11 protein-coding genes are annotated in these 11,606 nt (G+C 71.3%); 2 read left to right on the plus strand and 9 right to left on the minus strand.

Annotated features, from left to right (window positions below; all coding sequences use genetic code 11):
* Positions 1 to 46: 46 nt before the first annotated feature.
* From JOD54_RS01605 to JOD54_RS01635, 7 genes are all read right to left on the minus strand, one after another.
* Positions 47 to 856: a hypothetical protein gene (locus JOD54_RS01605; protein ID WP_204448844.1), complete on the minus strand. Its 810-nt coding sequence runs from the start codon at positions 854 to 856 to the stop codon at positions 47 to 49.
* Between the two features lie 2 nt (positions 857 to 858).
* Positions 859 to 1,668, minus strand: a complete 810-nt coding sequence (locus JOD54_RS01610) for a hypothetical protein (protein WP_204448845.1) — start codon at positions 1,666 to 1,668, stop codon at positions 859 to 861.
* 46 nt (positions 1,669 to 1,714) lie between these two features.
* Positions 1,715 to 2,533, minus strand: a complete 819-nt coding sequence (locus tag JOD54_RS01615; RefSeq protein ID WP_204448846.1) for a hypothetical protein — start codon at positions 2,531 to 2,533, stop codon at positions 1,715 to 1,717.
* A gap of 76 nt (positions 2,534 to 2,609) precedes the next feature.
* The gene (gene purE, locus JOD54_RS01620; protein WP_204456005.1) at positions 2,610 to 3,080 is read right to left on the minus strand and encodes a 5-(carboxyamino)imidazole ribonucleotide mutase; all 471 of its coding nucleotides are present in this window, start codon (positions 3,078 to 3,080) and stop codon (positions 2,610 to 2,612) included.
* A gap of 68 nt (positions 3,081 to 3,148) precedes the next feature.
* On the minus strand, positions 3,149 to 4,333 hold the full coding sequence (locus JOD54_RS01625; RefSeq protein ID WP_204448847.1) for a 5-(carboxyamino)imidazole ribonucleotide synthase: 1,185 nt from the start codon (positions 4,331 to 4,333) through the stop codon (positions 3,149 to 3,151).
* A gap of 12 nt (positions 4,334 to 4,345) precedes the next feature.
* Positions 4,346 to 5,521: a glycosyltransferase 87 family protein gene (locus JOD54_RS01630; protein WP_204448848.1), complete on the minus strand. Its 1,176-nt coding sequence runs from the start codon at positions 5,519 to 5,521 to the stop codon at positions 4,346 to 4,348.
* Between the two features lie 204 nt (positions 5,522 to 5,725).
* On the minus strand, positions 5,726 to 6,553 hold the full coding sequence (locus JOD54_RS01635) for a GGDEF domain-containing protein (RefSeq protein ID WP_204448849.1): 828 nt from the start codon (positions 6,551 to 6,553) through the stop codon (positions 5,726 to 5,728).
* A gap of 183 nt (positions 6,554 to 6,736) precedes the next feature.
* On the opposite strand from JOD54_RS01635, the gene JOD54_RS01640 reads away from it, so the two are divergent.
* Positions 6,737 to 9,001 (plus strand): sigma-70 family RNA polymerase sigma factor, encoded by a 2,265-nt coding sequence (locus JOD54_RS01640; RefSeq protein ID WP_204448850.1) that lies wholly within the window; start codon positions 6,737 to 6,739, stop codon positions 8,999 to 9,001.
* Between the two features lie 71 nt (positions 9,002 to 9,072).
* Entirely contained in the window at positions 9,073 to 9,612 is a 540-nt protein-coding gene (locus JOD54_RS01645) for a GtrA family protein (RefSeq protein ID WP_204448851.1), read from the plus strand.
* Here the strand turns inward: JOD54_RS01645 and JOD54_RS01650 are convergent.
* Both JOD54_RS01650 and JOD54_RS01655 read right to left on the minus strand, forming a co-directional pair.
* A complete protein-coding gene (locus JOD54_RS01650; protein ID WP_204448852.1) occupies positions 9,609 to 10,898 on the minus strand; it encodes a sensor histidine kinase in 1,290 nt (429 codons plus the stop codon). The two genes, JOD54_RS01645 and JOD54_RS01650, sit on opposite strands and share 4 nt — an antisense overlap.
* A 3-nt stretch (positions 10,899 to 10,901) precedes the next feature.
* Positions 10,902 to 11,570, minus strand: coding sequence for a response regulator transcription factor (locus tag JOD54_RS01655; protein ID WP_092778371.1), 669 nt, complete (start codon positions 11,568 to 11,570; stop codon positions 10,902 to 10,904).
* Between the last annotated feature and the right edge of the window lie 36 nt (positions 11,571 to 11,606).

Below are 11,606 nucleotides of genomic sequence, written 5' to 3' on the forward strand. Positions count from 1 at the left end.
CCGATGTTAGCGCCCGTTCACTTCGGTGTCCTTGTGTGCTGCGCCGCTAGGCGATGAACGAGCCCGCGACCAGGAAGGTGAACAGCGCGGCCCCGGTCGCCACCGCGGTCACCGCGAACGCGCCGAGGGCCCTGCCGATGCCGTAGCGGTACCCCGGCCTGGTCAGGGTCCACTGCCAGAACATGAGCAGCACGCCGACCAGCGCGTTCGCCGGGTGCGCGATCGCGTCTATGGTGCCGCCGAGCAGGGCGATCGCGAACACCATCAGCACCAGCCAGCCGAGCCCGGTGGTCCACACCACCGCGCGCCACTCGTCGGTGGGCCGCCTGCCGCCGAACCCGGCGACCAGCGCGGCGAGGAGCGCGAGCGCGCCGGTGGCGGCCAGCGGCACCCATTCCAGGCCCGCGGGCAGCGACACCCTGGGCCATTCGTCGGCGAGGCGGTCGATCTCCGCGTTGCTCAGGCCGATACCCGCGGGCAGCCGCGCGGCGGCGCCGTCACCGCTGGGCCCGTAGGCGAAGGTCGCCTCGCACATCCTCGGCTTGCCGCCGTAGCGCGCGGTGCACGAGATCGCCCCGGTTTCGGTCGCCGGGCGCGTCATGGCGACCTCCAGCGGTCGGCCGACGACGTCGACCACGCAGGTCTCGACCAGACCGACCTGCACGCAGGACAACGCGGCCCTCGGCAGCGTCACCCAGTTGTCCTGGCCGTTGTTCACAGCGACGTCGTGGATCTGCTCGTATTCCCGCGTGGGCGCGGTGACCACGAGCACGAGGCAGATCCCGAACAGCACGAGCAGCAGCGCGCCCGGCAGGGCGGACCGGGCGGTGAACCGGGATGTCGTGGTCTCCGGCATGGCTAGTCGACGAACGCGCCCGAGAGCATGAACAGCAGCAGCGCGACGGAGGAAGCCAACGCTGTCGCCGCGAAAGCCCCTAGTGCGCGCCAGATCCCGAGCACGTGGCCCGGTCGGGTGAGGGTCCACTGCCACCACACGAGCACGCCGCCCGCGATGAGCAGGATCGGGTGGATCAGCAGGAACACGTGACCGCGCAAGAGGAAGACCGACCCCACCAGCAGCACCACCCAGCCGATGCCGGTCAGCCAGAGCAGCGGGCGGTGGTCGTTCACCGGCCGCCTGCCGCCGAACCCGGCCACCACCCCGAACCCGACGGCGAGCACGACGACCAAGACCGGACCGGCGTCGGCGATGGTGCCCACTTCCGCCCACCACGGCGCGACTCCGGCGAGATCGTCAGCCGAAACGCCGAGGTCGTCCGAGATCAGCGCGACCGCGCCAACGCCCGTAGACGTGTAGTCGTAGCTCGCCCCGCAGCTCACCGGATAGCCGTCGTACTGGGCGGTGCAGGAGATGTGCCGGTCCGAACCGGTGTAGGTCATCGACGCCCGCAACGGCTTGCCCGCGATGTCCACCGCGCAGGTGGAGGTGTCGCCGACCATTTCGCACGACAGGGCCGAACGCGGGATCGTCGGCCAGTCCGGCTGCCCGTTGTCGATGGAGATGGCGTAGATCTGCCCGTCGTCACCGCGACCGGGCGCGATGGCCGCCAGCAGGGCCAGGACGCCGAACAGGATCACCAGCAGTGCGCCGGGTAGGGCCGCCCGCACGGTGAGCCGGGGCGGGGTGACCGGGGCGATCACGGACATCGGGCTCCTCCTGGAGACCTCGCGCGGCACTGGCTGGCTAGCTGAACTAGTCGATGTACATCGCGGCGAACAGGAACACGAACATCGACACAAAGCAGGCGACCGTCGTCACCAGGAACGCCGTGATCGCGCGGACCCACCCGGTGCGCCACCCCGGTCTGGTCAGCGCCCACTGCCAGAACATCAGCACCGCCGCGACCACCAGCACCGGCTGGACCAGGTCGAACATGGTGGTGTTCACCACCGCGAGGATCCCCACGTGCAGCGCGACCCACCCCACGCCGACGCCCGCGACCCACAGGCGGGGATGCGCGATCGACCGCCTGCTGCTCAACCCAACGACCAGGGCGGCGGCGAGCGGGCACATCAGGAGCACGACCGGCAACGCCAGCGGCAGGCCGTTGTCGAGCCGCCACCACGGCATCGCCTCGGCGGCGATCTGGTCGAACTCGGCGGCGCTGAACCCGAGGTCGTCGGCCAGGTTCGCCCCGGCGGGGAAGATCGGGTAGCGGTTGTAGGAGACCGAACAGCCGCGCGAACGCCCCGCGTACTCGGCGAAGCACTGCACGGACCCGCTCTCGGGCGGGGTGATGGCGACCCGCAGCGGCCGGTCGAGGACGTCGACCGTGCAGACGGTCCGCGCGCCCTCCGGCGCGCAGTCCAGCGACTCACCGGGGATCTCAGCCCGGTCCGGGCCCCGGGTGATCGTCAGTTCGCTGATGCCGTTCGGGTCGGCCAGGATCGGCGCCATCGGCAGCATCGAGGCGTAGGCCAGCAGCAGGAGGACGAGCAGCGCGCCGGGCACGAGGGCCCGCACGGTGAACCTGGGCGCGGCGACCGGGGCGGCCGGGGCGATCGTGGACATCGGGCTCCTCCGGGAGACCTCGCTCGACACTCACCGTGTCGCGCCGCCGACGCCCGCGTTACCGCGCCTCACCCGGTCAGCTCAGCGTCGCCCGCAGCGCCGCGTCCTTCTCCAGCACCAAGTCCCGCAACGACTCCTGGAACGCCGCCACCCGCTGCCGCAGGTCCGCGTCGGCCGCGGCCAGGATCCGCACGGCGAGCAGACCGGCGTTGCGCGCCCCGCCGACCGACATGGTCGCGACCGGGATCCCGGCGGGCATCTGCACGATCGACAGCAGCGAGTCCATGCCGTCGAGGTACTTCAGCGGCACCGGGACGCCGACGACCGGCAGCACGGTGGCCGAGGCGACCATGCCGGGCAGGTGGGCGGCGCCACCGGCCCCCGCGATGATCACCTTCAGGCCGCGGTCGGCGGCGGTGGTGGCGTAGTCGAGCATGCGCTGCGGGGTGCGGTGCGCGGAGATCACGCTGACCTCGTGCGGCACGTCGAACTCGGCCAGCGCCTCGGCGGCCAGCCGCATCACCGGCCAGTCCGAGTCGCTGCCCATGATCACGCCGACTGCGGGGGTGTCGGTCACCTCGTTGCTCCTGTCTGGTGGACCCGGTGGGGCTGGGGCTAGTGGATCTGGTGGCCGTCGAGCCAGACGGCGGTGGCCAGCCAGTGCGCGGCCAGCTTGGCCCTGGCGCGGGTCTCGGCGAGGTCGGTGCCGAGGAAGGTCACGTGCCCGACCTTGCGGCCGGGCCGCTCCTGCTTGCCGTAGAGGTGCACGCGCGCGTCGCGGAAGCGGGCGAACAGGTGGTGCAGCCGCTCGTCGACGCCCATCGCCGGGGTCTCGGCGGCGCCGAGGACGTTGGCCATGACGACGGCGGGCGCGACCGGGTCGGTGGCACCGAGCGGGTAGTCCAGGACGGCGCGGATGTGCTGCTCGAACTGGGAGGTCAGCGCGCCCTCGATGGTCCAGTGACCCGAGTTGTGCGGGCGCATGGCCAGCTCGTTGACCACGACACCGGTCTCGGTCTCGAACAGCTCGACGGCCAGCACGCCGACGACGCCGAGTTCGGTGGCGACCCGCAGCGCGAGCTCCTGGGCGCGGTCGGCGAGGTCGGGGGCCAGGTCGGGTGCGGGGGCCAGCACCTCGACGCAGATGCCGTCGACCTGCACGGTCTCCACCACCGGCCAGCAGGCGCCCTGGCCGAACGGGGAGCGGGCGACCAGCGCGGCGAGCTCGCGGCGCATCACGACCCGCTGCTCGACCAGCAGCGGCGTACCCGCGGCGAGCAGGTCGGGCACGATCTCCGCGGCCTTCGCGGCGTCGTCGAGCATCCAGACGCCGCGGCCGTCGTAGCCACCGCGGGCGGCCTTGAGCACGCACGGCCAGCCCTCGGCGTCACCGAACCCGACCACGTCCTCGACGGAGCCCACCTCGGCGAAGGCCGGGATCGGGAGGCCGAGGTCGGCGAGCTTGCGGCGCATGACCAGCTTGTCCTGGGCGTGCACGAGCGCGTCCGGACCGGGGTGGACCTTGACCCCGTCGGCGACCAAGGCGCGCAGGTGCTCAGTAGGCACGTGCTCGTGGTCGAAGGTGAGCACGTCGACGCCCTTGGCGAACTCGCGCAGAGCAGCCAGGTCGGTGTGGTGGCCGAGCATGACGTTCGGCGAGACCAAGGGCGCGGGCTCGGCGGGGTCGACCGCGAGCACGTGCAACGACTGGCCGAGCGCGACGGCGGCCTGGTGCGCCATGCGCGCCAGCTGTCCACCGCCGACCATCCCGACCACGGGGAAACCGGTACGTGCGTCCACGAACAGGGGACTCTACCTGCGCCTGGCCAGCAGAATCGCGCCGGCCACCAGCGGCACCAGCAGGTAGGCGCTGCCGATCACGTATTCGAGCACCGTCCAGTCGAACTCGACGGCCTTTCCGTTGCGCATGGCCAGGAGCACGCAACTGGCGAAGACGAGGACAACCGCGACGGCCGGTGCCAACTGCTTCCGGCTGGGGTCTCGGTCCGGTAGTCGCGATAGGAGGTAGACGACGAGCGGGACCGCCCACACCCAGTGGTGCGACCAGGAGACGGGGCTCACAAGAAGGCCGAAGAAGGCGGTGACGAGCAGCGCGGGCAACGGGCTAAGACGCCGAATCCACAACGCACACGGCACGGCGATGAGCAGCGCTATAGGCGCGACGACCTTCATGGACCAGTCGGCGTTGTCGGTGAGCCTGAGCACGAGACCGTTGAGCGACTGGTTACCCGCCCAGTAGATCGGCCCGATCCGCTGCGGGTCCTGCACCGCGTGCCACCAGAACTGGGTGAAGTCGTGCCGGATCAGCAGGAACACCAACCCCTGCAACACCAGGAACGTCCCCACCGCCCGCCCGGCGTCCGCCCACCGCTTCTTCAGCAGCAAGTGCCCCACGAACACCAACGGCGTCAACTTCACCGCCGCGGCCGCTCCGATCAGCACACCACCGAACCGGCTCCCCCGAGCCCCCACCACCAGGACGTCGACCACGACCATGGCCATCAGCACGATGTTGATCTGCCCGAGGAAGACCGTCCGCCACACCGGCTCCAACCCCAGCAGCACCACCCCGAGCACCACGGCCGTCCGCGTCGGATCCATCCACTGTGGACGCTCAGGCAGGGCGGCGACGCACACCCGGATGACCACCCCGAGCAACAAGACGGACACCGCCGCCAGAATCCCCCAAGCCACCTGCGTCGGCACCAACGCCAACGGCACGAAAAAGACGGCGGCGGTGGGCGGATACGTGAACGGCAACCGCGCCCAAGACGGCTCCCCGCTCAAGAACATCCGGTCGTACAACGGCTCCCCCTGGAGCAGCGCGACCGCCCCAGACCGGTACACCGCGTTGTCCACACCGAGGTGCCACCCCAGCAACCACCCCACCACACCGGCCACAACACACACCACCGGCACCACAACCGCGCCCAAGAACGGCCGAACGCGCACTACAGACTCGGTCACCCCCACAGCCAACCACGGCCCTCTTACCCCGCCCCCTCACGCCCTCGCCGTCACCCACACGAGCGAATCTCAAGGCGCTGACCTCGCCAGACGCATCACCGCCACCAGGCACGCCAAGCCACGCGCCGCCCCGCCCCGAACACCCCCAAACACGGAAAGGCGGCCATGCCCCGAAGACCCACGCGGCCCTCGCGCGCCCCGCGCTCAGGCCCGGCTGATCTCCCGCAGCAGGCTCACCGCCGCGGGCTCGCCTGCGGGCAGGCGCTGGACGCGGACCTCTGGGGTCGCGTCCGGGCCGAGGTCCGGGTCGACGCCGAGGCGGTCTTTGATCAGGAGGCGGGCGTCGGCGGCGCGTTCGGCGAGGCCGGTTTCGCGTTCGGTGAGGACGACGGCCACCGAGGGGCCGAGGACGGCGACGCTCTCGCCGCCGTCGAAGACGGCGCGCAGGACGTCGCCGACCAGGACCATGGCCATGAGGCGGGACCAGCCGCTGACCTTGGACAGGTCCAGGGTGGCGACCAGCAGCACGTAGCGGTCGGCGGGGCAGGTGCCCTTGCGGCGGCACTCCGCGTAGATCTCGCCGAGGCGCACGCGCAGGTAGTCGGCGTTGGCCTGGCCGGAGAGGGTGTCGGTTATGTCGCCCGCGTGTAGCCGACTCAGCGCGGCGTCGGCCCAGGCGAGCGCGGTGGAGCGCAGCAGGGCCGCCGGGGTGGTGTCCGGGTCGGGGCGGACGTCTTCGGTGGGGGACTCGAGGACGGCGTGCAGCGCGGCGAGGTCCGCGAGGGTCTCGTCGAGGTCCGCGCCCGCGAACGCCCTGGCGCGCGCCAGGTCACCGAGGGCGGACAGGAGGTCACCGCCCGCGAGGACCGCGTTGCACACCTCGTCGACCTCGGGGGCGCCCCAGTCGCTGGGGAAGCGCCAGCCCGCCCGCGTGCTGGCCGCGCGCCACCGGGCGCGCAGCTCCGGCAGCGCGGAGTCAGTACCTTGAGCATCGTCGCGGCGCCACCGCGACCCCGCTTCTTGTACCGCCACAGCTTTGAGTCCCTTCGCCGGTTCCCGAAGGAGGTGACGTGGTTCGGGTGCGGTTGTGACGCGAAACGGGTGAATCGATGGTGCGAAAAACAATCTCGCCCGCCCGAGTGATGCGTGACGTTGCGGTGAGCTTCAGTCACACTTGGTCGCGACGCGGGAGTGGCAGAGGTCGAGGGGAGCACAGTGCCGACGGTTCCGGCCGAGTTCGACGGCCCGAGTGACGCCGAGCTGATCGAAGCGGTGCGGGCCGGGAACCCCGCGGCCTACGGTTCGCTCTACCAGCGGCACGTGGGTGCCGCGCGCAATCTTGCCCGGCAACTGGGCCGCTCGCAGGCTGAAGCCGACGACCTCGTGTCGGAGGCGTTCGCGAAGGTCCTGGAGACGCTGCGGCAGGGCCGCGGCCCTGATTCGGCGTTCCGGGCGTACCTGCTCACGGCGCTGCGGCACACCGCCTACGACAAGACCCGCCGCGACCGGAAGATCGAGTACAGCGACGACGTGTCCCAGGTGAGCGGCATCAACCTGGACTCGGTGTCCGTGCCGTTCTCCGACACCGCGGTCGCCGGGCTCGAGCGCTCCATGGCCGCCCGCGCGTTCAAGAAGCTGCCGGAGCGCTGGCAGGCGGTGCTGTGGCACACCGAGATCGAGGGCCAGTCGCCCGCCGAGGTCGCACCGCTGCTCGGGCTCAGCCCCAACGGCGTGTCCGCGCTGGCCTACCGCGCCCGGGAGGGCCTCAAGCAGGCCTACCTGCAGGTCCACCTCGCCGAGAGCGCCGACCAGCGCTGCCGCGCCACCGCCGAGCGGTTGGGCGCCTGGGTCCGCGGTGGCCTGTCGAAGCGGGAGAAGGCCCAGGTCGAGGCGCACCTGGACGAGTGCGACCGGTGCCGTGCGCTGGCCGCCGAGCTGGCGGACGTCAACAGCGGCCTGCGCCTGTTCATCGCACCGCTGGTGCTCGGCCCGATGGCTGTGGCCGGGTACCTGGGCGCCGCCAAGACCACCGCGGCGGTCACCGCCGGTGTGGCCGCGGGTGCCAGCGGGGGCGGCATCTTGAGCGCGATCACCGGCGCCCCTAGGCAGGCCATGACGGTCGCGGTCTCGGGTGCGGCGTTGGTGGCCGCGGTGGTCGTAGGCCTGGCTGCCACGCCGGGCCCACAGCAGGTCCCGGCGGCCGCAGCGGCGACGAACTCGCCGACCACGGCTCCGCGCCCCACCAGCCCAGCGCCACAGGTACCGCCATCGCCGACGCCCCCTGAACCGGCGACCACAACGCCTGAGCCCACTACGCCCGAACCGACGACCACCGAGCCAACAACCACCGCGCCCACTACGACAACGGCACCGACTACGACAACGGAGCCACCCCCCACCACGACGACGACAGAGCCGCCCCCACCGACGCGCCCCAACCTGACGGCGTCAGGCCCAGGTAGCGCTGTCTCCCTCACCCCGGGCACCGCGACCGACGTCCCCATCACGGTCACCAACTCGGGCGACGGCGTCTCCGAGCCGGTCGTCGCGGTCCTGCCACTCCCAGGTGGCGTCCGGGCGGTCCCAGGCCCCGACAGGCTCACTGCGCCGCCGTTGCTGCGCCTTAATGCGGAAGCCATCACCATCGGCTGTCCGGGGGGCGTAGGCAGGGTCACCTGCACCTCTGAGCGTGGCCTGCAGCCGGGCGAGACCGTCACCCTGGTCTACCGCCTGATCGCCGACGACGCGCAGCTCACCGCGCAGATCGCGGGCACTCTTAGCGCAGGGACGCAGATCGAGGTCCCGTTCACGATCGGCATTGAGGTCACCCCCCTTCCGGACGGCGTGCAGCTCACAGCGGCTCTGGACGACCAAGGGCTGGTTGAGCGGCTAGTGCCGTGGGGACGTGAAGTGCGCGTCGCGGCGTGGGCGACCAACACCGGCCAGAGCACCAAGGCCGTTGCCGTCACCCTGGACCGCAAGGCGCGCATCCTCTCGTCGGATCGCGACGTCGTCTGCACCACGGGCGAGGACTTCCTCAACTGCGTGAGCTCGACCTCCTTGAAGCCCGGCGAGCGGCTGAAGATCGTCGCGGGGACCCAGGTGCACCGCAAGGACGAGCGCGGCAAGCGGACCGTCACCGTGACCGCGCTGCTCGGCACGGCGACCGACAGCAAGACGATCAAGCTCCCCTGGCACCCCATCTGCTGCGAGCACGACCACACCCGGCCGCCCACGACCACCACCACGACGTCGCCGCCGACAACCGCGACCACCCCCACCCAGCCGCCTACGACGACCACCACGAAACCCACGACCGGACCCACGGTCACCACGACGCGGCCAACACCCACAGTGACGACGACAACCACCCAGAAGCCGAAGCCGACGACGACCACGAAGCCGCCGCACAAGCCGCTCATCAGCATCTGCCTGGAAATCGGACTTAGGGGCTGGAAAGGGTTGGACCTGGACTGCTGATCAGTGACGCAGCCGACTCACCGGCCCGGTTGCCGAGTGTGCGCAGATCAGGGCCGATAGACTCCGCCGCCATGGCCTTCGTGGACACGCTGCTGACCCGCCTGCCCAAGCCGGTGCGGTCGCTGCTCATCAAGCACCGCGAGCTGTTGAAGTTCGCGGTCGTCGGCGGCGTGTGCTTCATCGTCACCAACGCGATCAACTACGCGCTGAAGCTCACCGTGCTCAACCGCAACCCGGTGACCGCGCTGATCGTGGCGGTCATCATCGCGACGATCGTGTCGTACATCCTCAACCGGGAGTGGTCCTTCCGGCACCGCGGTGGCCGCGAGCGCCCGCACGAGGCCGCGCTGTTCTTCCTGATCAGCGGGATCGGCGTGGGGCTCAACGCGCTGCCGCTGTGGATGTCGCGGTACCTGTTCGACCTGGCCGTGCCGCACGTGTCGCTGCTGACCCAGGAGATCGCCGACTTCGGCTTCGGCATCATCCTCGGCACCCTGGTCGCGATGGTGTTCCGCTGGTGGGCCTTCAAGAAGTGGGTCTTCCCCGTGGCCGAGGCCCGGGTCCGCAGGCTGCGCCCGGTCGACACCGGCAACGACGAGCGGGCCGCCTAGCGCGGGGAGCGCCCGGTCGGCCAGTTCAGGCCGGGCAGGTCGCCCGCCTTCGGTACGGGCAGGAACACCGTGAACGTCGGTGGCCGAGCCGTGGACAGCTCGAGCCTGCCGCCGTCGGACTCGACGAGGGCGCGCGCCAGAGCCAGCCCCAAGCCGGTGGAGCCGCCGCCGGACACGCCCCGGTCGAAGATGTGGGGCGCGAGCTCGTCCGGAACGCCGTTGCCCGCGTCCGTGACGTCGATGACGACGGTCTCGCCGCCCACCGACTCGCCTGAGCGCGCAGACAGGGCCACTGTGCCGCCGCCGTGGCGTAGTGCGTTGTCCAGAAGGACGCCAATGGCCTCGCGGAGCCGCGCGGGCGTTACTCGTGCCATCAGCCCTGGGGTGATGCGCATCCTCAGAGTGCGTCCCTCGGAGCGCAGCATCTCGCGCCACTCGTTGGCGATCGGCGTGAGCTCGCTCGCGAGGTCTACCGGTTCCGCGTCGACGGCACGTGCCTCGCGCGCGGCCGCGAGCAGCTCGTCGAGCACGTCAGCAAGACGCTCGGCTTGGTCTAGGGCCTCGCTGGCCTCCGCGGCGGCGTCCTGGTCGGGCACCATCGTCAGCGCCTCTAGGCGCAACTGCAGCGCTGTGAGCCTGCTGCGCAACTGGTGCGAGACGTCCCCGACCAAGTCACGTTCTCGTTGGACGAGCTGGGCGAGCGCAGTCGCCGACGCGTCGAGGGCCTCGGCGACCATGTCTAGCTCATAGAGGTCGTAGCGGGCGCGGTCGAGCCGGAAGTCCCCCGCGCCGAGACGGGCCGCGCGGTCGGCCACGTGGCGCAGTGGGCGGGCCAACCGCCGCGCGGTGACGATGGCGACCACCGTGCCCACGGCGACCGTCAGGACGACCACCAGGGCCACGAGCGCGGCGACCTGGGTCTGCCGCGTGCGCATGGGGGCGGCATCGATCTCGAGCCGGACGATGCCCTGCCGCGACATGGGCACCTCTTCGGCGACCACGTCCTCCACCGGCCACGGCCCCCACGTGCGGTCGACCTCGCTGGGGAACTTCACCGTCAACCTGCCGCCGGTCGGCACCGCCAGCCGCACCTTGTCCAGGTTCACCGGCTTGCCGTTGGCGATCTCGTCGTCGAGCGTCGCCGCGATCTGCTGCGCCCGCACCGCCAGGTCCTCCCTGGTCAGGCTCTCCACCACCTGCAACGCGGTGTACCCGAGCGGGATGCCCAGGGCGCACGCGGTGACCGTCACGGCGAGCAGGATGGCCAGGAGGATGCGGCGGCGCACGGGCTACTCGGCGTTGAAGCGGAAACCGACCCCGCGCACGGTCGCGATCCGCCGCTCGGTCGAGCGGGGACCGCCCTCACCGAGCTTGCGGCGCAGCCACGACATGTGCATGTCCAGGGTCTTGCTGGTCTTGAGCTCCGGGTCGCTCCACACCTCGGTGAGGATCTCCTCGCGGGTCACGACCTGGCCCGCGCGCTGGATCAGCACCCGCAGCAGCTCGAACTCCTTGTTCGCGAGGGTGATCTCGGTGCCGTCGACGGTGACCACGCGCGCGGCGAGGTCCATCCGCACGCCGTTGACGTCGATGGCGCCGGGGGCCTGCCTGCGCAGCAGGGCCCGGATCCTGGCCAGCAGCTCGGCGAGCCGGAACGGCTTGGCGACGTAGTCGTCGGCGCCCGCGTCCAGGCCGACGACGAAGTCCACCTCGTCGGCCCTGGCGGTCAGCATCAGCACCGGGATGCCCCGGCCCGCCGCGCGTAACCGCCTGCAGACGTCGAGCCCGTCGATCCCGGGCAGGCCCAGGTCGAGGACGAGCAGGTCGGGGTGGCCGGTGGAGGCCACCTCCAGCGCGGCGTGGCCGTCGCCGACCACCCGCACCTCATAGCCCTCCCGGTGCAAAGCACGCGACAGGGGGTCCGCGATAGCCGCGTCGTCCTCGGCCAGCAACACCACGCTCACGTGCTCCAGGGTAGGCGTGACACGATCGCG

Origin of the sequence: Actinokineospora baliensis (assembly GCF_016907695.1) — a bacterium.
GTDB classification, from domain to species: Bacteria; Actinomycetota; Actinomycetes; order Mycobacteriales; family Pseudonocardiaceae; genus Actinokineospora; species Actinokineospora baliensis.

Excerpts from the sequence above, each read along its gene's own strand:
- JOD54_RS01605 (WP_204448844.1), bottom strand. The coding sequence starts at position 856 with ATGCCGGAGACCACGACATCCCGGTTCACCGCCCGGTCCGCCCTGCCG.
- JOD54_RS01610 (WP_204448845.1), bottom strand. The coding sequence starts at position 1,668 with ATGTCCGTGATCGCCCCGGTCACCCCGCCCCGGCTCACCGTGCGGGCG.
- JOD54_RS01615 (WP_204448846.1), bottom strand. The coding sequence starts at position 2,533 with ATGTCCACGATCGCCCCGGCCGCCCCGGTCGCCGCGCCCAGGTTCACC.
- purE (WP_204456005.1), bottom strand. The coding sequence starts at position 3,080 with ATGGGCAGCGACTCGGACTGGCCGGTGATGCGGCTGGCCGCCGAGGCG.
- JOD54_RS01645 (WP_204448851.1), top strand. The coding sequence starts at position 9,073 with ATGGCCTTCGTGGACACGCTGCTGACCCGCCTGCCCAAGCCGGTGCGG.